We start from the raw sequence: 23,562 nt of genomic DNA, 5'->3' as shown, positions 1-23,562 counted from the left end.
ATGGGTTCAGCCTTCGTAGAGCAGGAAGAGGGTGGACAGCGGCGGCAAGGTCAGGGATAGGGCCTGGGGCTGGCCATGGGACGCGCTGACGCCGGTGCTGGCGCCGCCCTGGTTGCCCTGGCCGGATCCGCCATAGTGCGTGGCGTCGGTATTCAGCTTTTCCGCCCAGCGGCCAGCCCGCGGCACGCCGATGCGGTAGTCGTGCCGCGCCACCGGCGTGAAGTTGGCGACCGCGAGCACGTGATGGACGCCGTCGCTGCGGATGAATGCGACCACGCTGTTGTCGCGGTCGTCCAGGATCGTCCAGGCGAAGCCCGCCGGGTCGGCATCCAGCGCATGCAGCGCCGGCACCCCGCGGTACAGGCCATTCAAGTCGGCAACCAGCCGCTGTATGCCCAGATGGCCGGGACGGTCCAGCAGGTCCCAATCCAGAGGTACGTCGTGGTTCCATTCCCGTGGCTGGGCCATTTCCCCGCCCATGAAGAGCAGCTTCTTGCCGGGATGAGCCCACATGAAGCCGAGGTAGGCTCGCAGGTTGGCGAGCCTGGCGGCCGCGTCGCCCGGCATCTTGGCCAGCAGCGATCCTTTGCCGTGCACCACTTCGTCGTGCGATAGAGGCAGGATGAAGCGCTCGCTGTACGCATACACCATGCTGAAGGTGATGTCGTGGTGGTGATGCTTGCGGTGCACGGGGTCCTCGGACAGGTAGCGCAAGGTGTCGTGCATCCAGCCCATGTTCCATTTGTAGTGAAAGCCCAGCCCGCCGTCGGCGATCGGCGCGGTGACGCCGGGCCAGGCCGTCGATTCCTCGGCGACCATGATGGCGTCCGGCACTTCGTGGCGCACGGTGCCGTTGAGCGCCTGCAGGAACTGCACCGCCTCCAGGTTTTCCCGGCCGCCGTAGCGGTTGGGGATCCATTGGCCGGGCTGGCGGCTGTAGTCGCGATAGAGCATGGACGCGACCGCGTCCACCCTCAGGCCGTCGACATGGAAGCGCTGCAGCCAATGCAGCGCGCTGGCGATCATGAAGGCCTGCACCTCCGTGCGGCCCAGGTTGTAGACCATGGTGTGCCAGTCCGGGTGATAGCCTTCGCGCGGATCCTCGTACTCGTAGAGCGCCGTGCCGTCAAAGCGGGCCAGGCCGTGCGCATCGTCCGGGAAGTGCGCAGGCACCCAGTCCAGGATGACGCCGATGCCTGCGTGGTGGCAGCGGTCGACGAAACGGGCGAATGCGGCGGGCGGACCATAGCGGGCCGCGGGCGCGAACATGCCCAGCGGCTGATAACCCCAGGACCCGCCGAAAGGATGCTCCATGACGGGCAGCAGCTCCACATGACTGAACCCCATGGCGCGGGCATAGGCCGGCAGCTTGTCGGCCAGCCGGTCCCAGATGCAGGCGTGCGATTCCGGTTCGTCAGGCAGCCAGGACCCGGCGTGCACTTCGTAGATGGACAGCGGCGCGTCCGTGGACTGGCGCGTGCGCCGCTGCGCCATCCAGGCCTGGTCTTGCCACGGATAGTCGGCGCCGTCTTCCACCACCGAGGCGGTGGCAGGCGGCGATTCGCTGCGTCGCGCCAGCGGATCGGCCTTGAGCCGTAGGTTGCCGGCGCGGTCGGTGATTGCGAACTTGTAGCGTTCGCCGGCCTGCACGTCCGGGATGAAGATCTCCCAGACGCCGGCGCGGTGCCGCAGCCGCATGCCGTGCCGGCGGCTGTCCCAGGCGTTGAAATCGCCCACCACCGCCACGCGTTGCGCGTTCGGCGCCCATACCGCGCAGCGCAGGCCGGCCACGCCGTCGACTTCCATCAGGCGCGCGCCCAGGGCCGTTCCCACGCTGCGCCATGCGCCTTGCGCCAGCTCTTCCAGCGTGCCGTCTTCCAGCAGGGTGCCGAAGGCATAGGGGTCGGCGGTGATCTGTTCGGCGTCGGGCCATTGGATCGCCAGACGGTACGAGGCGCCGTCGCCGGGGCGGGCGTAAGGAACGCGTCCAAGAAACAGTCCCTGGCCCTGTTCGCGCAAGGGGATGCGCGCGCCGTCGCCGTCCAGCGCCGCCACGGCCCGCGCGCCCGGGGCATACACCCGCACTTCGCCGTCGTGCGGCCCCAGGAAGGCATAGGGGTCGCTGTGCAGGCCGCTGGCCAAGGCGGCCAGTTCGACGGGCGCTATGGGGCTGATGCTGCCGCCTGCGGGCATGTCCTGGCTCATGATCGTGCATCCTCTTCGTCCACCGCGGCCGACAGCAGCAGGCTGCGCGCCAGTTCCGCCAGGGCGCACAGCGGTATCGAAATCCAGTCTGGGCGATGCGCGGCTTCATAGCTCACTTCATAGGCGGCCTTCTCCAGTTGGGCCAGGGCCAGCAGCGCGTCTTCATCCGCAGGCGGGATAAGCGCCGAGGCGCGCGCATCGCGGTAGCCTTGCAGGAAGGCCTGGCTGGCGGTCTGGCGAAAGCGCGCCAACAGCAGGTCGCGCAGTTCTGCTGGCGCGACAGGCGCGCCCGGCGTTTCGCCCGCGCCGGCATTGGCGTCGGTCGGCGCGCCGCCGATGATGTCGGTGCGGGCGATCGAGGCGGCGGCATAGTCGAACGAACGCAGCATGCCCGCCACATCCTTGTAGGGCGAGGCGAGGGCGCGGCGCGCGTCCACGCTGCTGACCGGTTCGCCTTCGAAGTCGATCAGATAGGCGTCCGCCTGCGCCACCAGCACCTGCCCAAGATGGAAGTCGCCGTGCACGCGCAGGCAAAGGACGCCGGTCTCGGCCTGCGCCATCGCCGCCACGCGCGCCGCCAGCCGGGCGCGGTGCTCGAAATACCATTCCGCGCAGGCGCGCGAAGGGGCTTCCAGTTCACCGAGCTGCGCGCGCAAGTCCTTTTCCGCGCGTTCGAGCAGGTCCTGGACGCGGCGCGTGCGCGCATCGGCGTCCGCCTGGCTGGCGGCGCGCGGCTGGAACGCGGGGTCGTCGGAGGCCTGCGACAGCAGGTTGTGCATCTGCGCCAGACGTTCGCCCATGGTGGCGGCCATTGCGGCGTAGCCCTGCAGGTCCTGGGCGAATTCGTCCGGACTCTGGTTCACCAGCAGCGCGTTGTCCAGCGTGCGCTTGAGCAGATCCAGCGTCCAGCTCCAGGCGTCGCCTTCGTTGGCGACGTAGCGGTGCGCCACCGCCAGCGTATGGACCACGCCGTCGGCATCCTCACGTTGGACCTCGCCCAGCAGCGCCGGCATGTTGGCGTAGCCGGCGCGCGTCAGATAGCGGGTCATTTCCAACTCGGGCGATCCGCCGGGCTGGACGGCGCGGATCAGCTTCAGTATCAGCTTGCCATCGACGACGACCGAGCTGTTGGATTGCTCGCCCGTCAGCCACTGCAGTTCGCCGTCCCCGGCGACCTCCAGGGCGGCCAGGCCAGCTTCGGGCAGGAAGCGGATCACGCCCGGCTTGTCGCCAGGCTTGCCGCCGCTGCGGCCGTCGAGCTCGCGGCCCTCTTGCATGGCCTGGACGATGCCGCGCACGAAGCCGGGCTGCAGAAAGGCGTCCGCCAGAATGCCGACCTCGGCCCCGCGCCGCACCCGCGCGATCGCATAATGCACCGCTGCCGTCTCGTCCCACACCAGCACGAAGGGCGCTTGCGCGCGCAGGCCCGTGACGCCGTCCTCGGGCTCGACCTCGGCCCAGTAATACTCGCCATCGGCCGCCGTGAACGGCGTGGCGTACGCCAGGCGTGCGCGGGCGGGCGGCTGTTTGGCCGGATACCAGCGCTGGCGCGCCAGGTACTGGGGCAGGACCTCGCGCTCCAGCGTAGCGCGGGAGACGTCGGTCAGCGCGGCGCCGCCGTGGGCGCGCAGCACCAGCGTGGTGAGTTCCGGCATCTGCGCGGGAGCGCTCGCATACCAGTCTGGCGGCGCGGCTTCGTTGCTCAGGTCCAGCCAGTAAAACGCGTAGGGCGGCAGGGTCAGCAGATACGGCAGTTCACCCACGGCCGGGAAGGGCGTACCGCCCAGCATTTCGACTGGCACGCGGCCATTGAATTCCTGCAGCTGCAGTTCCACGGGCTGGGCGGCGTTGGACAGGTTGGCCACGCACAGGATGGTGGTGTCCTGCCATTGGCGCAGATACGCCAGGATCTTCCGGTTGCCTGCGAAGATGAAGCGCAGCGTGCCGCGCCCGAATGCATGGCTTTGCCGGCGCTGCGCCAACAGGCGTCGGGTCCAGTTCAGGAGGGAATGCGGATCGCGCTGCTGCGCCTCCACGTTCACCGCTTCATAGCCGTACAAGGGGCCCATGAGCACCGGCAGCGGCAGCTGTTCGGGGTCGGCGCGCGAAAAGCCGCCATTGCGGTCGGGCGACCACTGCATCGGCGTGCGCACGCCGTCGCGGTCGCCCAGGTGCACGTTGTCGCCCATGCCGAGCTCGTCGCCGTAGTACAGGACGGGCGTGCCCGGCATGGACAGGAGCAGGCTGTTCATCAGCTCGACCCTGCGCCGGTCGCGCTCCAGCAGCGGCGCCAGACGGCGCCGGATGCCCAGGTTGATGCGGGCGCGCGGGTCCGCCGCGTACACGTTCCAGAGATAGTCGCGTTCACGGCTGGTGACCATTTCCAGCGTCAGTTCATCATGGTTGCGCAGGAAGATCGCCCATTGGCAGGACGCGGGAATGTCCGGCGTCTGGCGCATGATGTCGATAATCGGGAAGCGGTCCTCCTGCGCGATCGCCATGTACATGCGCGGCATCAGCGGGAAATGGAAGGACATATGGCATTCGTCGCCCGCGCCGAAGTATTCCTGCGCGTCCTCCGGCCACTGGTTGGCCTCGGCCAGCAGCAAGCGGTTGGGATACTCGGCGTCGATCACGGCCCGGATGCGCTTGAGCACCTCGTGCGTCTCGGGCAGGTTTTCGTTGTTGGTGCCTTCGCGCTCGACCAGGTACGGCACCGCGTCCAGGCGCAGGCCGTCCACGCCCATGTCCAGCCAATAGCGCATCACTGCCAGCACTTCCTTGAGCACATGCGGATTGTCGTAGTTCAGGTCGGGCTGGTGCGAATAGAAGCGGTGCCAGAAGTAGGCGCCGGCCTCGGGGTCCCAGGTCCAATTGGATTTCTCGGTATCGCAGAAGATGACGCGCGTGCCGGCGTAGGCCTTGTCGTTGTCCGACCAGACGTAGAAGTTGCGTGCGGCCGATCCGGGTTTGGCCGCGCGCGCGCGGCGGAACCAGGGATGCTGGTCCGAGGTATGGTTGACCACCAGCTCGGTGATGACGCGCAGGCCGCGGGCGTGGGCCGCGCGGATCAGCTTCCTCACGTCGGCCACGGTGCCGTAGTCCGCGTGCACCCCGCGGTAGTCGGCGATGTCATAGCCGTCGTCGCGGCGCGGCGAGGGATAGAAGGGCAGCAGCCAGATCGTGTTGACCCCCAGGCTGGAGATGTAATCCAGCTTGGAGATCAGGCCTGGCAGATCGCCCACGCCGTCGCCATTCGAGTCGAAGAATGACTTGACGTGCAGCTGATAGACGACCGCATCCTTGTACCAAAGGCCATCGTCCTGGAGAGGTTGGGTTTCACTGATCATGGCAATGGGCGTGCGGGGTCATCCATGCAGCGACAAGCGCCACACGCGATAGGGTTGATCGGGATGCAGGGTCAGTTCGCGGATCTGCCCCTGCCATGGCTCGCTGCGCTCGGCCAGCAGGTCCTCGGCGATCAGCCGGCCCGTGTCGGCCTCGCCGAACAGCCAGAAGGGCGCCTCGATGCGCGCCGCCTGCTGCTGGAAAGGATCCAGGCTGATGGCCGCGAGGATGAAATTGCCGCGGCCAGGCGTGGACTTGCAGAACGCCAGCACGCGGTCGTTGCCGCTATGCACCAAGGTCAGGCCCCGATGGCTCTGCAGCGCCGGGTTGGTCCGCCGGATCTGGTTCAGGCGGGTGATCTCCGCGCGGATGTTGCCCGGCGCAAACCAGTCGCGCTGGCGCAATTCGTACTTTTCGGAGTCCAGGTATTCCTCCTTGCCCGGCAAGGCCGCCGACTCGCACAGCTCGAAGCCGCTGTACATGCCCCACAGGCCGGATCCCAGCGCCGCCAGCGCGGCGCGTATCAGAAAGCCCGGGCGGCCCGAGGACTGCAGGAAGTAGGGATTGATGTCCGGCGTGTTGACGAAGAAGTGCGGGCGGAAGAAATCGGCGGCGGGCGGCGTGGAGACTTCCTCCAGATAGGATTCCAGTTCCGCCTTGTCATTGCGCCAGGTGAAGTAGGTGTAGGACTGGGTAAAGCCGATCTTCGCCAGCCGGTACATCATCTTGGGCCGTGTGAAGGCTTCGGACAGGAAGATCACGTCGGGATGCTGGGCATGGACCTCGGCGATCAGCCACTGCCAGAATGGCAGCGGCTTGGTATGCGGGTTGTCGACCCGGAAGGTGCGCACGCCATGCTGTACCCAGAACAGCACCACGTCGCGCAGCGCACGCCACAGGGTCAGCTTGCGCGCGCGGCGCGCGGCGGCGCCGTAGAAGGCGACATTGACGATGTCCTGGTACTTCTTCGGCGGATTTTCCGCATAGCGCAGCGAACCATCCGGACGCCAGGAGAACCAGTCCGTGTGCCGCGCCAGCCAGGGGTGGTCCGGCGAGCACTGAATTGCGAAGTCCAGCGCCACTTCCATGCCGTGGGCGCGGGCGGCATCGACCAGCCGAAGGAACCCGTCCAGTCCGCCCAGCAGCGGTTCAACCGCGTCGTGCCCGCCTTCGGCCGAACCGATGGCATAGGGACTGCCCACATCGCCGGGCTCGGCGCGCAGGCTGTTGTTGCGCCCCTTGCGGTTGCGTTGCCCGATGGGGTGTATGGGCGGGAGATACAGCACGTCGAATCCCATCTCGCGCACATCTGGCAGCCGTGCGATCACATCGTCGAAGGTGCCGTGTTGGCCGGGCAGCATGGATTGCGAGCGCGGAAACAGCTCATACCAACTGGCGTGGCAGGCCTGGCTGCGATCCACCCAGACCGGATAGGGCGCGGGGCTGACGTATTCGAAAGGGCGGTCGTCCAGTTCGCGCATGGTGCCGGCCAGGTCTTCGTCCAGCAGTGCATCGATCTGTTGCGGTGTGGGCGCAGCCAGCTCGCCTTCGGTGGCCTTGGCGAACCTTTGCAGGGTCTCGCGCAACCTCATGGCGCCGGGGTGCGACGCGTTGCGGGCGCGCGCCAGCGCTGCGCGCAGCATCAGCAGGCCTTCCTCCACTTCCAGGCGCAGGTCCACGCCGGCCTGGTGTTTCACCTCCAGGTCATGGCGGAAAGTCTGCCAGGCGTCGAGCCAGGCGTGCACCACGAACTCGTGCGGCCCGATGCGGCGCGGACGGAACGAGGCTTCCCAGCGGTCGTTCAAGCCGCGCGTGAAGGGCGCGGCGCGCCACGAACTTTCATCCGCCGCCCGCCAGCGCAGTTCTGCGGCCAGCAGTTCATGGCCATCCATGTAGATGTCGGCGCTGACGGGAATCCGCTCATGCGGGATGCTCTTGATGGGGAAGGCGCCACTATCCACGGTCGGACTGACCTGCTCGACCACGATGCGCTGGCTGATGGCGCCATCCATGCGGCGCGCCACGTGGCGCGAGGCTTCGCGCACCGGATGCGTAGGTTCGAGCAGATACATGGCGCAACCGGCGGGCGCAATGGCATTGCCTTGCAGCGCCAGGCCGTCCGGCACGCCTTCGGACAGGAAATCGGCCGGCGGCAGCAGCGGCGCCAACGCGTCCCAATCCACGCTTGCCTCCTCCGTATCCGAAGGATTGAGCGCCAGTACGGCGGTGCCGGCCGCGCAGTCGCGCAGCAGCAGGGTGCAGTGGCCGTCGCGCCCGCCGGCCAGACGCAGCGGGCCGCGCAATCCGGCTTGTTCAAACCAGCGATTGGCCTCGGCTACGTCGGGCAACCGGGCATCGTCCTCGTCGTCGAACATGAGGACATCCGCGGATAGCGCCGCGGCCCAGGCACCGCGCTTGTCCGGGGCCACGCGCGGCGGCGAAGCGATGACGGGAGCGATGGCGCGCAGCCTGCCGTCTTCCTCCGCCAGCCAGCCGGACTTGTAGTCCCACCAGGGCAAGGACGAGCACAGGCCGTCCAGACCCGCGCCGCGCAGGGCCGCCAGCGACTCGGGCGGCAGTCCCTGCGCCCAGGCAAAAAATTGCGCGGTGCGATCCGGGCCGCCCACTGCCGCTGCCAATGCCGCCCAATCCTGGGCCGGCAGGCATTGCGGCGCGTGAAAGACGTAGCCTGCGGCGCCGCGTTCGGTCCAGCGCTTCAGCCGCGCGCTCCAGGCCTGCACAAAGCCGGGCGGTGGCGGCCCCGGGCGCAAGTGCAGCGCCTCGCGCACGTCGATGCTCATGCGCGGATCGCGCGCGGGGTTTTCGGCGGGCGGTTGGTACCAGCCGGGGCCCGCCGTGTCGGCTACGGCGCCAATGGCGCAGCGGTCCATGACGATATCGAGGTACAGGGCCAGGCCATGTTCGGCAAGCTGCCCGGCTGCGTGCGCGATCCAGTCGGCCATGGCCACGCGCTTGCCCGCCAAAAGCGCGCTGTCGGCATCCAGCGGGGCGGGCGAAGCGCCTTCCGGCCCCGACAGCCAGGGCGCCGGCATCAGCAAGGCATTGAATCCGCGTTGCCGCAGGCGTGAATAAAGGGCCGGCCCCAGCTCGCCGCCACGGGCGCGGACGTCCCCGGTTGCGCCGCCACGGGCGTGGTAGAGGCGCAGGGGAGCGTGGGGATGGATAGGCGGGGCTGTGGGCACCTGCGGTTCCTCCTGTGGGCGAGCCTAGACCGCGGGCGCGGGCAGCGGCCCGCCAGAACGCTGGCCAGCGCGCAGGGCGGCCACCTCGGCCACGGTTGGCACGCGGGGCTTCCTGCCGGTATCGGCCAGCGCGCGATAGAGCTCGGCGTAGGGCGCCGCGGCGGCGCGCCAGCTGAAATCCGCGCTCATAGCGTTGCGCTGCATGGTGCGCCAGAGCATGGCGTCCTCGCGCAAGCTCAGGGCGCGGGCGATGGCCGCGGCCATGGCCGCAGGGTCGTCGCCGTCGAACAGCAAGCCGTTGGACCCGGCCATTGCCGAGAGCGGCGCGCGCGGCCCGGGATCGTCGATCGTGTCGGCCATGCCGCCCACCCGCGAGCCTATCGGGATGGAGCCGTAGCGCATCGCGTACAGAGGCGTCAGGCCGAACGGCTCGAAGCGGCTGCCGTGCAGCAGCATGTCGGAGCCCGCGTGCAGCCGGTGCGCCACTGCCTCGTCATAGCCGATGCGGGTGGCGCAGCGCCCGGGAAAGCGCGCGCACAACAGTTTCAGGGCCTCTTCCAGGCGACGGTCGCCCTGGCCAAGAATCGCGACCTGCAGGCGCGGGTGGCGTTCCAGCGCCTGCGGCAAGGCCTGCGCGGCGACGTCCGCCATCTTCTGTTCCGTCAGCCGGCTGCCCATCGCCAGGAGCACGGCTTCGGCGTCCTCATGCAACTCGAACTCGCGCTGCAGGGCCGCCTTGCAGCGAGCCTTGCGGCCCAGGTCGCGCGCCGAGAACCGCAATGAGCCCAGATGCGGATCGCGCACCGGATTCCACACCATGTTGTCGATGCCGTTGGGGATGGCCACCAGATCGGCGGCGCGCCGCCGCAGCAGCCCCTCCAGCCCGCAGCCGAAGGCGGGCGTCAGGATTTCCCGGGCGTAGGTATGGCTGACGGTGGTGACGCGGTCGGCGTAGCGGATGCCGGTCTTGAGAAAATTCAAGCGGCCCCAGGCGCCGGCGGCTTCGTCGTTACGGTAGCGTTCAGGGATGCCCAGGGCGGCGGCGCATTCCATCGGGAACTGTCCCTGGAACGCCAGGTTGTGGATGGTCATGATGCTTTTGACGTCGCCCGGGCCATATTCCCGCAGCAACAGCGGCACGAGTCCGGCGTGCCAGTCGTGCGCATGCAGCAGTTGCGGCCGCGCGATGCCGGGCAGGCCGCCCGCCACGCGCACCGCCGCATGGGCCAGCGCCGCGTAGCGCAGCGCATTGTCGGCGTGCTCGCGGTTGTCTTCGTCCAGATAGATGCCAGGCCGGTCATAAAGCGCGTCGTTTTCCAGTAGCAGGAAGTCCAACCCCGACTGCGGGCAATGCCCCGCGAGGAGCTGCGCTTCGCCGCCCGGCAGGTTGTGCAGCGGCGCCACTACCCGCAAGCGCTCCAGCCGCTGGCGCACGCCGCGGTAGGCCGGAAGCAGCACCGTCACGGGCACGCCGGCTTCGCACAGCCCGCGCGCCATGCCCGTTATGGCGTCCCCCAGGCCGCCCGTCTTCGCCAGGGGAAACGCTTCACCCGCCACTACCAGGGTTCGAATCTTTGTCATGCCAACTCCCTTTTAGGCGGATCGTCGAGCGCGTCCGCCGCAGGGATTTCATCCGCAAGCGCCGTGCCCGCGCCGGCACCGTCGCAGGCGTTAGAACGCCGGGAACGGCAATTGCTGATTCAGGCGTTCTGTCGGAATGCAGGCAAACGCGGGAGCATCGAATGAAGACTGTGGCGGACTTTGTGCTGGAACGGCTGTCGCAATGGGGGGTCAGGAGGATCTACGGCTACCCAGGGGACGGCATCAATGGCCTGATCGGCGCATTCGGCCGCACCCAGGAGCCGTTGGAGTTCGTCCAGGCCCGCCACGAAGAAGCCGCCGCGTTCATGGCCTGCGCCCACGCCAAGTTCACCGGCCAGGCCGGGGTCTGCCTGGCGACCTCCGGTCCAGGCGCCATTCACTTATTGAACGGCCTGTACGACGCCAAGCTGGACCATCAGCCTGTCGTGGCCCTGGTCGGCCAGCAAGCCCGCAGCGCCCTGGGCGGCGACTACCAGCAGGAGGTCGACCTGATCAGCCTGTTCAAGGACGTGGCGCACGATTACGTGCAGATGGCCGCGACCGCCGAACAGGCGCGCCACATGATCGACCGCGCCATGCGCATCGCCCTGGAGCGGCGCAGCGTGACCTGCGTCATTTTTCCAAACGATGTGCAGGATTTGCCGGCGGTTGAAAAGCCCGCCCGCGAACATGGCACCGTGCCGACGGGCATAGGCTTGACCTCGCATGCCGGCGTACCCGGCGAGGCTGCGTTGCGCAATGCCGCCGACATCCTCAACCGCGGCGAACGGGTCGCCATGCTGGTCGGGGCGGGCGCGCTGCAGGCTGGCGCGGAAGTGCGCCAGACCGCTGAACTGCTGGGCGCTGGCGTGGCCAAGGCGCTGCTGGGCAAGGCGGCGGTGCCCGACAGCCTGCCGTACGTCACGGGCTGCATCGGATTGCTGGGCACGCAGCCCAGCTGGGACATGATGAACGAGTGCGACACCTTGCTGATGGTGGGCACGTCGTTCCCGTATTCGGAATTCCTGCCGCCGCCGGGACAGGCGAGGGCGGTGCAGATCGATCTGGACGGCCGCAAGCTCAGCCTGCGCTATCCCGTGGAACTTGGCCTGGTCGGCGACAGCCGGCTGACCCTGCAGGCGCTGATTCCCTTATTGCAGCCCAAGACCGCGCGCCGCTGGCGCGAACGCATCGAGGCCAAGGTCGCGCGCTGGCACGAAACCGTGGAGGCCCGCGCAATGGTGCAGGCCAAGCCGCTGAATCCGCAACGACCCTTCCTGGAACTGTCGAAACGGCTGCCGCCGCGCAGCATTCTGACCTGCGACTCGGGCTCGGCGGCGAACTGGTACGCGCGCGACATCGCGCTGCGTGAAGGGATGATGGGCTCGGTATCGGGCGGCCTGGCCACCATGGGCTGCGGCGTGCCTTATGCGCTTGCCGCCAAGCTGGCGCATCCGGATCGGCCCGTCATTGCGCTGGTCGGAGATGGCGCCATGCAGATGCTGGGCATGAACGAGCTGATCACCATCGCCCACCGCTGGAAGGACTGGGCCAACCCGACCTTGATCGTCATGGTCCTGAACAACGGCGACCTGAATCTGGTCACCTGGGAGCAGCGCGTCATGGGCGGCGACCCCAGGTTCGCGGATTCGCAATGGCTGCCCCAGCTTTCCTATGCGGAGTACGGCCGCCTGTTAGGCCTGGAGGGCATACGGGTGGACAGCCCGGACGCCGTGGGAGACGCCTGGGATCAAGCCCTGGCGGCAACCCGTCCGGTCGTGCTGGAAATGGTGACCGACCCCGAGATGCCGCCCTTGCCGCCGCACATCCCGGCCAGGCAGGTGGCCGCGTACTTCCAGGCGCTGCGCAAGGAAGAGGGCGGCGCGGCGGGCGCGGCCTTGCGCGCGACCATCAAGCAATGGTGGGCCGGTTGAGGCCGCGGCCGCATCGATCGCATTCCGTCGTTCAGGAGCATGCCATGACCAAGTCCAAACCTTCCGGGCCCGCCCGGCCCGCGGACCCCAAGCAACCGGGTCCGGAGCAGCATCCCGCCGAACAGTCCAACCCCGACCCTGGCGGGCATGAGACCGACCGGCACGGCCGTTGGCCGCCCGACAGCCTGCCCAACCCCATGCCGGGACTGGATCCCCAGCAGACGCCGGGAATCGACAGGCTTTGACGGACCGCGGCCTTCCGCGGCACAGTTTTTTCACGAGGAGCACGTATGAACAAGCACCATGGATTGCGGGACATGTTTCAACCGGCCGACAACGCCACGCGCACGATGCGCGAGCTGATCTCCGGCACCGAGGCGCTCTTGCGCAGCACGGCTAGCTACGGCGGATCCGAGATCGAATCGGCGCGCGACAGCCTCAAGCACCAACTGGAGGCTGCCCGCGAACACGCCAAGGGCTGGGAACGGGCGGCCTGGGACCGCGCCAGGCATGCCTCCCATGCCGCCGACGAGTACGTCCACGAAAACGCCTGGAAGAGCCTGGCGGGCGCGGCGCTGATCGGCGTACTGGCGGGGGTGTGCCTCATGTCCGACCATAAACGCCGCTGAGCGCCTAATCCTTTTTGCCCATTGATGGGGCGGGGCGTTTCCAGGACCATGCTCGGATTGCGCCGCAACACCGGAATCCACGATGAACCTCGACCCAGCCGCGCCACGCCGCAGATCGCTATGGGGGAAAGCCTTCGCGGTCGTAACCCTGATTGCGGCCGTGGCCGTCGTGCTGGCGTTCGCCGCCCTGCGCATCGCCGAGCAACGCATCGCCAACATGCTGGGGCCGCGCGGCGAGGTGGGACAGGTGGACATCGGCTACCGGCAGGTGATCCTGAAGGACGTGACGATATCGGGCGGCACGGGGCAGGCCGGCGCTCGCGCGCGGCACGTGATCCTGGAGCCGGAGTGGTCTGCCTTTCTGCGGCACGAGACCGTCTTCAAGACCGTCATCATCGAAGGCTTCGACTTCACCGTGGTGCGCAGGGCGAATGGCGACATGGACATCGCGCCCGCCTTGCAGTCTTCCTTGCGGGCCGGCGCAGGCAATGACGGCCAATCCCGGCGCAATACTCCGATCCGCATCGCGCAACTGATCCTGCGCGACGGCCGGCTGGATTTCGAGGACGCGGCGGTCTCCCGGCCCGCGCATCGGATCCCGTTTTCTGGCGTCCAGGCGAGCCTGCGTCCGCTGACCCTCCCCGGCGACGGCGCGCGCAGCGAGATGGAATTCTCCGGCAATGTCGAAGGCAACCGCAACGGCGCGGCCACGGTACGGGCGCAAGGTTGGCTGGTGCTGGGCAGCACGGATGCCGACATCAAGGTGGCGGTGCGCAACATGGACATCCAGCATGCCGCGCCGTACCTTGCGGACAACGGCGCCACGTCCTTGGCTGCGGGCGCCATGGACCTGGACATGCGTACCGCCATCGCCAAGCGGCAACTGCAGGCCACGGGTACCGTGGCCCTGCGCGGCTTGCGCTTTGGCGGCAACGGCGACCTGTTTTCCTTGCCGCGCAAGGCGGTGCTGGCGGCGCTGAAGGACCAAAGCGGCACGCTGCGCTTCGACTTTGCCCTGGCGGGCGACCTGGACAATCCCAAGTTTTCCGTCACGCGCGGCTTTGCCGCCCAGGTGGCTCAGGGCTTCAGCCATGCGATCGGGGTGGGCGCCGAGGGCGCGGCCGAAGGCGTCACCGGCGCGGTGAAGGAATTGGGCAATGCCTTGTCGGACCTGCTCACGCCTAAACCTTGAACGACTGGCCCGTGTTGTTGCCGCGGCCGCCGTCCGCGGCGGGCTGAGCGTGGCCCCCCGCGTGCGCGCGCCGGCGCCTGAGCTTCACCTCCATCACGCCAAAGGCTGCCAGCGCCAGGAACAAAGGCGCGAACGCATATAGCGCGCGGTAGGCCAATACCGCGCCCAGCACCTCGGGGGCCGGGATTCCTGGCGCGAGCGTGGCCACGAAGATGGCTTCTGTCGTGCCCAGCCCGCCCGGCACGCGGATGATCAAGGCCGCGAAGCTGGCGCACAGCAGGATGCCGAGCACCGCGGGATAACTGGCCTTGCCCTGCAGCAGCAGGTGGATGATGGCGCCCATGATCACCCACGACAATGCCGCAACCGCGCTCTGCGCCGCCGCCATGCCGGCGCGGGGCAACACGGCGTGCTGTCCCATCAAGGTCCAGGACCGCCGCGTGGCCCGCGCACATACTGCCACGTAGCCGGCCGCCAGCAACAACAGCGCCGCACCCAGCACGCGCAGCAGATTCGAACCGATGGCCCACCCCTGCGGCACGGGCACGGCGCCCGCGACGAACAGCGCGCCAGCAACCCACGCGTAACCTACCCAGTTGGAGACCGCGGAAAACAGGGCCACCCGGGTCGCCACCGACTTGCGGCAGCCCAGCCGGGCGTACAGCCTGAGGCGCGCGCCCAGGCCTCCGAGCAGGACGCCCAGGCTCAGGTTCAGGGCGTAGCTCATCATGGCCACCCCCAGGGCCTTGGCCCAGGGCAGGGTATGGCGGGTGTAGCGCTTGCCCAGCAGATCCAGGGCGCCATACGCCAGGTAGCCCGCCACGACCAGCGCGGCGGCGATGGCTATCGTCCCCGGCGGTATCCTGCGCATGGCGACCCAGACCTGGGCCCAGTCGATCGAACGGCCAAAGTAGTACAGCAGCGCCGCCACCAACGCCAATACGATCACAGGCAAGGCACGCTTGACTCGCGGCCAGCGGTGGCGCCAGGCGCGCGTCAGCGTGGAGCGGAACACTCTCATGCCGACTCCTCTTGCGCCGCCATGGGCAGCGACTTCAGGCGGGGCTTGTGCGCGGGCAGGCTGCCGGCCCAGGCGGGAAAGCGCCGCAGGAAATGGAATACCACCACGCCGATCCACAGCCGCCGCAAGCGCCGCCTGGATCCCTCGGGCAGCTCGATGCGCCGGCAATCCTGTTCGATGAGCCGGTCCAGGCTGCGGCGCAGCGCGGCGTTCAAACCGGCGTCGCGCGCCACCACGTTGGCCTCCAGGTTCAGCGCCAGGCTGAGCGGGTCCAGGTTGCTGGATCCGATGGTGCTCCAGTCGCGGTCCACGCAGGCCACCTTGCCGTGCAGCGGACGCTTGCAGTACTCATAGATCTCCACGCCCGCATCGATCAGATAGTCATACAGCATGGACGCCGCCAGCCGCGCGACCAGCACGTCGGGTTCGCCTTGCAGCAGCAACCGTACACGCACGCCGCGGCGAGCGGCGTTGGCCAGATCGTGCAGCAACTGATAACCAGGGAAAAAGTAGGCGTTGGCGATCAGCACGTCTTCGCGCGCGGCGCGCACGCCGGCACGGTAATAACGTTCGATGTCCGTCTGGTGCTCGATGTTGTCGCGCACCACCAGACGGCCGCCGCCGTCGCCCTCCGGCATGGGATCCAGACGCGCCGGCCGCCGCCGCTTGCGGGTCCACGCATCCACCGCGAGCGCCTCGCGCGCGTAGTCCGCGATGTCCGCGGCCAGCGGTCCCTCCACCAGCACCGCATAGTCCTGCTTGGCTTGCGGCCCGTAGTCCGGCAGGTGGTCAGCGGAAAAATTGATGCCGCCGACAAAGGCCATCTGGCGATCCACCGCCACGATCTTGCGGTGCATGCGCCTGAACACATTGGTGCGCACGCCGAGAAAGCGCGGGCGGGGATCGAATACGTGGACGCGGATGCCGCTTTCGGTCATGGCGCCGACGAAGGCGCCGTCCAGCTCGTCCGAGCCATAGCCGTCCACCGTCAGGTCCACGCTGACGCCGCGGCGGGCCGCGGCGATCAGGGCGCGCTGGAATTCCTGCCCCACGGCGTCGTCGAACAGGATGAAGGTTTCCACCAGCACTTCGCCGCGCGCCGCGGCGATCGCATCGAGCACGGCCGGAAAGTAGCCCGTGCCATTCTCCAGCAGGGTATAGCGGTTGTTCTCGCGCCAGCGCAGGTTCATAGCGAGATCTCCGCGCAGATCGGCACATGGTCGGACAGGCGCGACCAGACCCGCGAGGCCAGCGGCACTGGTTGCCAATCCCGGACGTTGCGCACGTAGATGCGGTCCAGCCGCAACAGGGGCCAGCGCGCCGGAAACGTGCGGGCGGGGCGGCCCAGGCGCGACGTGAAGACCTCGCGTGTGCCGCAATCCCGCATCAGCGCGTCGGCGCGCAGGCGCCAGTCGTTGAAGTCGCCCGCGATCAGCAGCGGTTCGCCAGCGGGCACGCCTTGCGCCACCAGCTCGCACAGGCGACGCAGCTGCTTGCCCCGGTGGCCTTCCAGCAGGCCCAGGTGCACGCATATGGCATGGACGGGCATGTCCAGCGAGGGCACCCGCAGCACACAGTGCAATAGTCCGCGGCCTTCGTGTCCATGCACCGTCACGTCATGGTTCTCGTGCTGTTCAATGGGATACCTCGACAGCAGCGCATTGCCATGATGTCCCGCCGGGTAGACCGCGTTGCGGCCGTAGGCAAAATCCGTCCACAGCGAGTCAGCCAGGAATTCGTACTGGGACAAGGCGGGCCAGCCCTGGTGCCGTTCCGCGTGCCCCTGGTGTTCTCCCAGCACTTCCTGCAGGAAAACGATGTCGGGGCTCGCCATCCTCAGCGCCTCGCGCAGTTCGTGCAGCATGAAGCGGCGGTTGAAGCTGGTGAAGCCCTTGTGCGTGTTCACGGTCAACACGGTCAGCGTGGTGGCATCGATGTAGCGGGAGGAGGGCATGGATGCTCCGGATGGGTCGATCCGCACAGCGGAGCAATCCGCGTTCCCAAAACGTAAAGAGGCGTAACCGCCGGGGTGGCGCCAGGCTTGTTGCGTCACAAACCGAATGAGCAAATGCGAAATGCGCAGTTCTCATCCGTGCAGGCCAGGCCTACGATCCGAAGCTTCTTCCTGGTGGACGACCCATGACCGAACTGCTGCGCATCCAGAACCTGACCGTGGACCTGCCGCCCGGCGCCGACCGGCCGCATGCGCTGCAGGACTTGTCGCTGAACATCAGCGCGGGCGAAATCGTCTGTGTGGTGGGTGAAAGCGGCTCCGGCAAATCGCTGACGGCCGGCGCGGTCCTGGGGCTGCTGCCCCAGGACGTGCGCGCCAGCGCCGGCCAGGTGCTGTGGGAAGGGCAGGATCTGCTGCGGCTGGCGCCCGAGGCCTTGCGCCGGCTGCGCGGCCAGCGCATCGGCATGATCTTCCAGGAACCGATGACGGCGCTCAATCCGCTGCGGACCATCGGCGACCAGATCGCGGAAGTGTTCCGCACCCATACCCGCCTGGGACGTGCCGATATCCGGCGCCGCACGCTGGACCTGCTGGAGTCCGTGCGGCTGCCGGACCCGCAACGGGCGCTGGGCGCGTATCCGCATGAATTGTCAGGCGGCCAGCGCCAACGCGCCATGATCGCCATGGCGCTGGCCCTGGAACCCGCCTTGCTGATCGCCGATGAACCGACCACCGCGCTGGACGTCACCACGCAGGCGCAGATCCTGCATCTGATCCACGACTTGCAGCGCCGCAAGGGCACGGCCGTGCTGTTCATTACGCACGACTTCGGCGTGGTCGCCGAGATTGCCGACCGCGTCGCGGTGATGCAGCGCGGCGTGCTGGTGGAAAGCGGCGCGGCGCGGCAGGTGCTGGAGCATCCGCGGCATCCCTACACGCGCGCCTTGATCGCAGCGGTGCCGCCGCTGGCGCCGGCCGCGGTCCGACCGGAACTGCGGGGCGATGCGCCCATCATCCTGAGCGCGCAAGCCGTCTCCAAGACCTACCGCAAGCGCGGCTGGTTCGGCCGCCCGGGGCACGAAACGCGGGCGCTGGACGACGTGACGCTGGCACTGAAGGAGGGTGGCACGCTGGGCATCGTGGGCGAAAGCGGGTCGGGCAAATCCACGCTGGCGCGCGCCTTGCTGGGCCTGGCGCCGCCGGACGCAGGCCGCATCACGCTGGCCGGCGCGCCCCTGGCGCTCCATGGCGGCGCAGCACGGCGCGAGCATGCGCGGCGGGTGCAGATGGTGTTCCAGGATCCCTATGGTTCATTGAATCCGCGCCAGCGCGTCGGCGAAATCGTGGCGCGCGGCCCGATCGTGCACGGCACGCCCAGGCGGGAAGCGCTGGCGCGCGCACAGGAACTGTTTGAACTGGTGGGTTTGTCGCCGGACGCCGTGCGGCGCTATCCGCATGAGTTCTCGGGCGGGCAGCGTCAGCGCATCGGACTGGCGCGCGCGCTGGCCATGCGGCCGCGCGTGCTGATTGCGGACGAGCCCGTATCGGCGCTGGACGTGTCGGTGCAGGCGCAGGTGCTGGCGCTGCTGGCGCGGCTGCGCGAGCAATTGGGCCTGTCCGTCCTCTTCATCACGCACGATCTGCGCGTGGCCGCGCAGGTCTGCGACGATATCGCGGTGATGCAGAATGGACGGGTGGTGGAAGCGGGGGCCTGCGCCCAGGTCTTCGGGCAGCCCGCGCATCCCTACACGCAGGCGCTGCTTGCCGCCGTGCCGGGTCGGCGCTGGGATCCGGCCTCGGCGGCGTTGCGTCAGGCGGCCTGAGCCGCGCAACGCTATACCGTGCGGGCGGCCCAGAAGGCGGTGCGCACGGCGGGCGAGGCCGCGATGCTGGCGGTCACGCGGTCCAGGTCCAGCTCGTCGACCGAGGCTTCGCTCAATGCCGCTTCGATTTCGACTTCGTTCTCGCCGAACTGGTCTATCTTCAGTTCGGACAGGGGCAGCTGTTCGGTTTCGAGCACGTCCTCCAGCACTGTCATGGCCGCCTGCCGCTGCTCCACGTTCGCAATTACATGTATCACGGTCGTGACTTCCGTGGTCTGCGAGTCGACCGGCTGGCGGTTGACGTAGCTGACGACCGGGCGCAGCAAGGTGTTCGCCGCCAGCACGAAGGCGGTGGCGGCGACCGCTTCCAGGATCAACGATGCCCCCGCGCAGGCGCCGATGGCGGCGGAGCCCCACAGCGTGGCGGCGGTGTTCAGGCCGCGGATGCTGCCGCCTTCGCGCATGATGGCGCCGGCGCCCAGGAACCCCACGCCCGAGACCACGTAGGAAATGACGCGCGAGCCGCCATCGGCGCCGCCCACGCGAAACGCCAGGTCCACGAAGATGGCGGCGCCCACCGCCACCAGCACGTTGGTGCGCAGGCCGGCCGTGCGCTGGCGGAACTGGCGCTCAAAGCCCACCACGGAGCCCAGCACGAACGCGGTCAACAGGCTCACCAGGGTATTGGCCAGCGTGATGAATTGGATGTTTTCGAAGTTCTTCATCTTCTTCTCTCCCTTCTTCTACAGCATGTTATGGATGGGCGCGGACGGGCTCAGGGCAGGCGCCAGACCGACGCCAGGACCAGCAGCAGTCCGGCCAGCCAGATCAGCGCCAGCAGGACGACGCGCGCAATCATCAGGGTTTTGTACGGATCTTTCATGACAGCCTCCCGGCCGCGTTGGCGTCAGGCGGGCAGCACGGCGATGGCCGCGCCGGACTCGCATTCCCAGTGCACCCGGCGCACGTCCGGGCTCTGGCCCAGCCGCAAGGCGACCGCGCCCAGCAGATTGCGCAGATGCGGCGGGCATTGCAGCGTGACGACGGTGGACGCCAACTGACCCGATTCGGCGCGCGATATCCGCACCGCCTGCACGCGCAGGTCCAGGTCGCGCAGTTCGTAATAGAGCTGCTTGCGCAGCGCGTTGAGCGTGTCGCCCAGGCTCACGATGGTGAATTGGTAAGTGGAAGAGGCCGTCTTGGGCGCTGCCGCCATGGGCGCGGCCGCGCCGGTCCGGTCCGGGAAGGGCAGGAATTGCTTGATACGCATGATCGTCTCCTTAGCGGGGAGTACGGTGGAAGGTCCACATGCATGCGCCGCGTGGCCGATGCGCAGGCGCGCGCAACAAGGCGCAACGCATCGCGTCGGGCAAGCAGTAGGGAGAGGGCTGGCGGTCCCGCGTCGGGGACCGAAGAGCCGGGTCCTGGCTTTCAGGCAGGACCGGCGCGGACTATTTCCGCGGATCCTGCGTCAAGCGGCGCTTGCAGTCGTGTTCCGACTACATCCGTCGTTGTCCACATTGATCTCTGGTGAGTTGAAGGTGCCCGCAGTATATCGTCGACCTAGGGTAAACACCAGTAAAAATGCCGCAAAGAAGCGAGTCTGCAGCATGGCATTGCCTGGGGATCCTCGGATGCGGGAGAGTCCGGATTCATGTAGTATTCAGTTTCCCGTAAGAAAGAGAGCAAGGCGGGCGCTCTATCCGTTTGCTGCCCCGGCAGCCTGAGCCGTCCGCCATCTATGACTGAAGACCCACCCTCTAGCAGGGCGCCGCAAGCAAGCCGGCGCCCGGTGCCCCATCTTCCCGCCACGGCCCGGGCGCGCAGCCCGCAAGCCGATTCCATGTTCGCCGCCGCGGCCACGCCGCGCCTGGGCGGCCGCGCTCCGCCGGCCGTCCCTGGGGCCGTTCGCGCCCGCACTGAGTCTCGTGTCCGCATCCGCGGCGCATTCCCCTTGATCCTGTCCGGCGCCGCGTGGCGCACGGTCCCGATTTGCATGGAATCTCGATGATTTTCGATTGGATGTCCGACCCCACCGCCTGGCTGGGCCTGGCGACCCTGGTCGTGCTTGAAATTGTGCTGGGTATCGACAACCTGGTGTTCATCGCCATCCTGGCCGACAAGCTGCCGCCCGAACAGCGCAACCGCGCACGGCTGATCGGCCTGACGCTGGCGATGGTGATGCGCCTGGGCCTGTTGGCGAGCATCGCATGGGTGGTCACGCTGACCGAACCCATGTTCACGCTGCTGGGCGCTGAGATCTCCGGACGCGACCTGATCCTGATACTGGGCGGCCTGTTCCTGCTCTTCAAGGGCACCATGGAGCTGCATGAACGCGTGGAAGGCAGCGCCAGCCACGAGCAAGGCCAGAAGCCGCAGCATGCCGTGTTCTGGCAGGTGATCCTGCAGATCGTGGTGCTGGATGCGGTGTTCTCGCTGGACTCGGTGATTACCGCCGTGGGCATGGTGCAGGACCTCAGCATCATGATGATCGCGGTGATCGTGGCCATGGCCGTGATGATGCTGGCCAGCCGCCCGCTGATGGCTTTCGTGGGCCGCCACCCGACCGTGGTGATCCTGTGCCTGGGCCTCTTGCTGATGATCGGCTTCAGCCTGGTGGCCGAAGGCCTGGGCTTCCACGTGCCCAAGGGCTATCTGTATGCCGCGATCGGCTTCTCGATCCTGATCGAGCTGTGCAATCAGCTGGCGCGCCGCAATCGCGTGAAAGGCACGCACGCCCTGGGCCGCCGCCAGCGCACCGCGCAGGCCGTGTTGCGCCTGCTGCGCGCCGGCCGCGCCGGGCAGTCCGCCGGCCAGGCCGACGAGGTGGCCGCGCTGGTCGACGGCGCGGACGGCGAACCGGCTTTCGCGCCCGAGGAAAGCACCATGATCGAACGTGTGCTGTCCATCGGCGGGCGGGACGTGCGCTCCATCATGGTGGCGCGCGGCGACATGGTCTGGCTGGACGTGGCCGATACGCCGGAGGCCATCGTGCGAAAGTTCGGCAGCGGCCACTCCCGCCTGCCGCTGTGCGCGGGCGATCCGTCCAATGTGCTGGGCGTGCTGCACTTCAAGGACCTGCTGCCGCTGCTGCATAACCCTGGCCCGATCGACCTGGTGGAGCTGGCGCGCGAGCCGCGCTACGTGATGGAAACCATGCCGGTGCTGAAGGTGCTGGACGAGCTGCGCGGTTCGCGCGAGCACATGCTGATCGTGGTCGACGAGCACGGCGTGTGCGAGGGCCTGATCACGCCCATGGACGTGCTGACCGCCGTTGCGGGCGACCTGCCCGAGCATCAGGAAGACCAGCCCGAAGCCTTGCAACTGGCGGACGGAACCTGGCTGCTGGAAGGCCGCCTGGCGGTCGCGGAAGCCGCGCGCCTGCTGGACGCGCCGGACCTGGCCGAGGAGTATCCGGACGCCACGCTGGCCGGCTGCCTGTTGCGCGCCGGCGGCCGGATCCCTGACGCCGGGGACGCGATCGAGTGGCGCGATTGGCGCTTCGAGGTCACCCGCCGCGACGGCCTGCGCATCGACCAGGTGCGCGCCAGCCTGATGCGCGCAGAGGCGCCGCAAGCCGGCTGATATCGCTCGACCGGCGCCTGCACCACGATGGGGATGCCTGAAGGCATCCCCATTTTTTTGCCTGTGTGTTGCGCCTTATCCGTTCTTCGCCTTGAAAGCAATAGATCACAGCCTATGGCCAGTATTGGTGAAAGTAAAACTCTGTGCGAAGATTGCGACAGATTTCACGACTTTGGATCTCGGCGCGGTTTGCCGAAATCAGCATTTCCGTACGGCGCGTCTTTGCATTTTGTTATCTCTTTCCGGGGTACATCGCATGGGCAGTACGCAGTCTGCATTCAAGGAAATCAGTGGAAGAGGAATCGCGGCGTGGCTGATGGTGGCTGCGCCGCTGTGCTTTGCGCAGCCTGCGCATGCCCAGTCCCAGTCGGCGGATGACGCCAACAAAAGCAACAACCCGCTGAACCTGGCGGCGTCGTTGAATTTCCAGAATTACTACACGCCGAAGTTGTTCGGCAGCAACGCCCACACCAACGACTTCCTGATCCGGCCGACGATCCCTGTCGCGCCCGGCGAGCTTGTCGGCGTGCCGCAGATATTTCGCATCACGGCCCCAGTCAGTACGCGCCCCGAGGCCGACGGCAGCTACAAGACCGGCCTGGGCGACATCAATGTGTTCGACATTTTCCTGTTGCAGCAGGGCGCGGTGGACCTGGGCGTTGGGCCGATGCTGACCATGCCCAGCGCGACCAGCAGCGAGCTGGGAGCGGGCAAATGGTCCGCCGGGCTGGCCGGCGTGGCGGTGCATGCCAGCAAGGAAGGGCTGCTGGGCGCGCTGGTGCAATGGCAGCATTCATTCGCCGGCCAGAATGCGCGCGACACGGTGCACACCGCCACCTTCCAGCCGTTCCTGATACGCAATCTGCCGCAAGGCTGGTATTTGAGGTCCACCGCAACCTGGACCTTCGACCTGCAGAAGAACGACTACTACATTCCCTTGGGGCTGGGCGCGGGCAAGGCCTGGCGCGTCGGGAAGAACATCTTCAACGTGTTCGCGGAACCGCAATGGACGGTTGCGCACAAGGGGGAGGGCCTGCCTCAGTTCACGCTGTTCGCCGGCTTGAACATCACCTTCGGGAATTGATCC

General features: G+C 67.8%; 16 protein-coding genes. 7 read left to right on the top strand and 9 right to left on the bottom strand.

Going from position 1 to position 23,562, the window contains the following annotated elements:
* Positions 1 to 6: 6 nt before the first annotated feature.
* From glgB to glgA, 4 genes are all read right to left on the bottom strand, one after another.
* Positions 7 to 2,205 (bottom strand): 1,4-alpha-glucan branching protein GlgB, encoded by a 2,199-nt coding sequence (gene glgB, locus IB268_RS12440; protein WP_192354321.1) that lies wholly within the window; start codon positions 2,203 to 2,205, stop codon positions 7 to 9.
* Entirely contained in the window at positions 2,202 to 5,555 is a 3,354-nt protein-coding gene (treS, locus tag IB268_RS12435; RefSeq protein WP_192354320.1) for a maltose alpha-D-glucosyltransferase, read from the bottom strand. Before treS ends, glgB begins: the two co-directional genes overlap by 4 nt.
* A gap of 18 nt (positions 5,556 to 5,573) precedes the next feature.
* Entirely contained in the window at positions 5,574 to 8,606 is a 3,033-nt protein-coding gene (locus tag IB268_RS12430) for an alpha-1,4-glucan--maltose-1-phosphate maltosyltransferase (RefSeq protein ID WP_225591392.1), read from the bottom strand.
* 174 nt (positions 8,607 to 8,780) lie between these two features.
* Positions 8,781 to 10,337 (bottom strand): glycogen synthase GlgA, encoded by a 1,557-nt coding sequence (gene glgA / locus IB268_RS12425; protein ID WP_192354318.1) that lies wholly within the window; start codon positions 10,335 to 10,337, stop codon positions 8,781 to 8,783.
* 161 nt (positions 10,338 to 10,498) lie between these two features.
* Here glgA and IB268_RS12420 point away from each other — a divergent pair, with 161 nt between their 5' ends.
* From IB268_RS12420 to IB268_RS12405, 4 genes are all read left to right on the top strand, one after another.
* The gene (locus IB268_RS12420) at positions 10,499 to 12,271 is read left to right on the top strand and encodes a thiamine pyrophosphate-requiring protein (RefSeq protein ID WP_175160545.1); all 1,773 of its coding nucleotides are present in this window, start codon (positions 10,499 to 10,501) and stop codon (positions 12,269 to 12,271) included.
* A 44-nt stretch (positions 12,272 to 12,315) separates the two neighbouring features.
* The gene (locus IB268_RS12415; protein ID WP_054454284.1) at positions 12,316 to 12,516 is read left to right on the top strand and encodes a hypothetical protein; all 201 of its coding nucleotides are present in this window, start codon (positions 12,316 to 12,318) and stop codon (positions 12,514 to 12,516) included.
* A 45-nt stretch (positions 12,517 to 12,561) separates the two neighbouring features.
* The gene (locus IB268_RS12410; RefSeq protein WP_054454286.1) at positions 12,562 to 12,900 is read left to right on the top strand and encodes a YqjD family protein; all 339 of its coding nucleotides are present in this window, start codon (positions 12,562 to 12,564) and stop codon (positions 12,898 to 12,900) included.
* An 82-nt stretch (positions 12,901 to 12,982) separates the two neighbouring features.
* The gene (locus IB268_RS12405) at positions 12,983 to 14,092 is read left to right on the top strand and encodes a DUF748 domain-containing protein (protein WP_125472080.1); all 1,110 of its coding nucleotides are present in this window, start codon (positions 12,983 to 12,985) and stop codon (positions 14,090 to 14,092) included.
* Here the strand turns inward: IB268_RS12405 and IB268_RS12400 are convergent.
* From IB268_RS12400 to IB268_RS12390, 3 genes are read right to left on the bottom strand one after another with little or no spacing between them, the layout of a single operon-like run.
* Positions 14,082 to 15,113 carry a lysylphosphatidylglycerol synthase domain-containing protein gene (locus IB268_RS12400; RefSeq protein WP_054454290.1) on the bottom strand — a complete coding sequence of 344 codons (1,032 nt, stop codon included), beginning with the start codon at positions 15,111 to 15,113 and terminating at the stop codon, positions 14,082 to 14,084. The two genes, IB268_RS12405 and IB268_RS12400, sit on opposite strands and share 11 nt — an antisense overlap.
* Complete coding sequence (clsB, locus tag IB268_RS12395) at positions 15,110 to 16,303, bottom strand: cardiolipin synthase ClsB (protein ID WP_054454292.1); 1,194 nt, start codon at positions 16,301 to 16,303, stop codon at positions 15,110 to 15,112. Before clsB ends, IB268_RS12400 begins: the two co-directional genes overlap by 4 nt.
* Positions 16,300 to 17,067 (bottom strand): endonuclease/exonuclease/phosphatase family protein, encoded by a 768-nt coding sequence (locus IB268_RS12390; protein ID WP_054454294.1) that lies wholly within the window; start codon positions 17,065 to 17,067, stop codon positions 16,300 to 16,302. Before IB268_RS12390 ends, clsB begins: the two co-directional genes overlap by 4 nt.
* 185 nt (positions 17,068 to 17,252) lie before the next feature.
* Here IB268_RS12390 and IB268_RS12385 point away from each other — a divergent pair, with 185 nt between their 5' ends.
* Complete coding sequence (locus IB268_RS12385) at positions 17,253 to 18,890, top strand: ABC transporter ATP-binding protein (RefSeq protein ID WP_192354317.1); 1,638 nt, start codon at positions 17,253 to 17,255, stop codon at positions 18,888 to 18,890.
* Positions 18,891 to 18,901: 11 nt separating this feature from the next.
* Here IB268_RS12385 and IB268_RS12380 read toward each other — a convergent pair whose 3' ends face one another.
* Together IB268_RS12380 and IB268_RS12375 are read right to left on the bottom strand one after the other, a co-directional pair.
* On the bottom strand, positions 18,902 to 19,615 hold the full coding sequence (locus IB268_RS12380) for an MgtC/SapB family protein (RefSeq protein ID WP_119449206.1): 714 nt from the start codon (positions 19,613 to 19,615) through the stop codon (positions 18,902 to 18,904).
* A gap of 182 nt (positions 19,616 to 19,797) precedes the next feature.
* Positions 19,798 to 20,160 carry a hypothetical protein gene (locus IB268_RS12375; RefSeq protein ID WP_054454299.1) on the bottom strand — a complete coding sequence of 121 codons (363 nt, stop codon included), beginning with the start codon at positions 20,158 to 20,160 and terminating at the stop codon, positions 19,798 to 19,800.
* 737 nt (positions 20,161 to 20,897) lie between these two features.
* Here IB268_RS12375 and IB268_RS12370 point away from each other — a divergent pair.
* Together IB268_RS12370 and IB268_RS12365 are read left to right on the top strand one after the other, a co-directional pair.
* On the top strand, positions 20,898 to 22,475 hold the full coding sequence (locus IB268_RS12370; RefSeq protein ID WP_192354316.1) for a TerC family protein: 1,578 nt from the start codon (positions 20,898 to 20,900) through the stop codon (positions 22,473 to 22,475).
* Between the two features lie 256 nt (positions 22,476 to 22,731).
* The gene (locus IB268_RS12365; RefSeq protein ID WP_225591366.1) at positions 22,732 to 23,559 is read left to right on the top strand and encodes a hypothetical protein; all 828 of its coding nucleotides are present in this window, start codon (positions 22,732 to 22,734) and stop codon (positions 23,557 to 23,559) included.
* Positions 23,560 to 23,562: the final 3 nt, after the last annotated feature.

It is taken from the genome of Achromobacter sp. ACM01 (assembly GCF_014851745.1).
Classification (GTDB): Bacteria; Pseudomonadota; Gammaproteobacteria; order Burkholderiales; family Burkholderiaceae_B; genus Achromobacter; species Achromobacter aegrifaciens.
Note: the sequence above shows the minus strand (reverse complement) of the source record. Positions and strands in the feature narration are given on the sequence as shown.

Bases quoted from the DNA above. Each gene is read 5' to 3' on its own strand.
- glgB (WP_192354321.1), bottom strand. From the start codon at position 2,205: ATGAGCCAGGACATGCCCGCAGGCGGCAGCATCAGCCCCATAGCGCCC.
- treS (WP_192354320.1), bottom strand. From the start codon at position 5,555: ATGATCAGTGAAACCCAACCTCTCCAGGACGATGGCCTTTGGTACAAG.
- IB268_RS12430 (WP_225591392.1), bottom strand. From the start codon at position 8,606: ATGCCGGCGCCCTGGCTGTCGGGGCCGGAAGGCGCTTCGCCCGCCCCG.
- glgA (WP_192354318.1), bottom strand. From the start codon at position 10,337: ATGACAAAGATTCGAACCCTGGTAGTGGCGGGTGAAGCGTTTCCCCTG.
- IB268_RS12420 (WP_175160545.1), top strand. From the start codon at position 10,499: ATGAAGACTGTGGCGGACTTTGTGCTGGAACGGCTGTCGCAATGGGGG.
- IB268_RS12415 (WP_054454284.1), top strand. From the start codon at position 12,316: ATGACCAAGTCCAAACCTTCCGGGCCCGCCCGGCCCGCGGACCCCAAG.
- IB268_RS12410 (WP_054454286.1), top strand. From the start codon at position 12,562: ATGAACAAGCACCATGGATTGCGGGACATGTTTCAACCGGCCGACAAC.
- IB268_RS12405 (WP_125472080.1), top strand. From the start codon at position 12,983: ATGAACCTCGACCCAGCCGCGCCACGCCGCAGATCGCTATGGGGGAAA.
- IB268_RS12400 (WP_054454290.1), bottom strand. From the start codon at position 15,113: ATGAGAGTGTTCCGCTCCACGCTGACGCGCGCCTGGCGCCACCGCTGG.
- clsB (WP_054454292.1), bottom strand. From the start codon at position 16,303: ATGAACCTGCGCTGGCGCGAGAACAACCGCTATACCCTGCTGGAGAAT.
- IB268_RS12390 (WP_054454294.1), bottom strand. From the start codon at position 17,067: ATGCCCTCCTCCCGCTACATCGATGCCACCACGCTGACCGTGTTGACC.
- IB268_RS12385 (WP_192354317.1), top strand. From the start codon at position 17,253: ATGACCGAACTGCTGCGCATCCAGAACCTGACCGTGGACCTGCCGCCC.
- IB268_RS12380 (WP_119449206.1), bottom strand. From the start codon at position 19,615: ATGAAGAACTTCGAAAACATCCAATTCATCACGCTGGCCAATACCCTG.
- IB268_RS12375 (WP_054454299.1), bottom strand. From the start codon at position 20,160: ATGCGTATCAAGCAATTCCTGCCCTTCCCGGACCGGACCGGCGCGGCC.
- IB268_RS12370 (WP_192354316.1), top strand. From the start codon at position 20,898: ATGATTTTCGATTGGATGTCCGACCCCACCGCCTGGCTGGGCCTGGCG.
- IB268_RS12365 (WP_225591366.1), top strand. From the start codon at position 22,732: ATGGGCAGTACGCAGTCTGCATTCAAGGAAATCAGTGGAAGAGGAATC.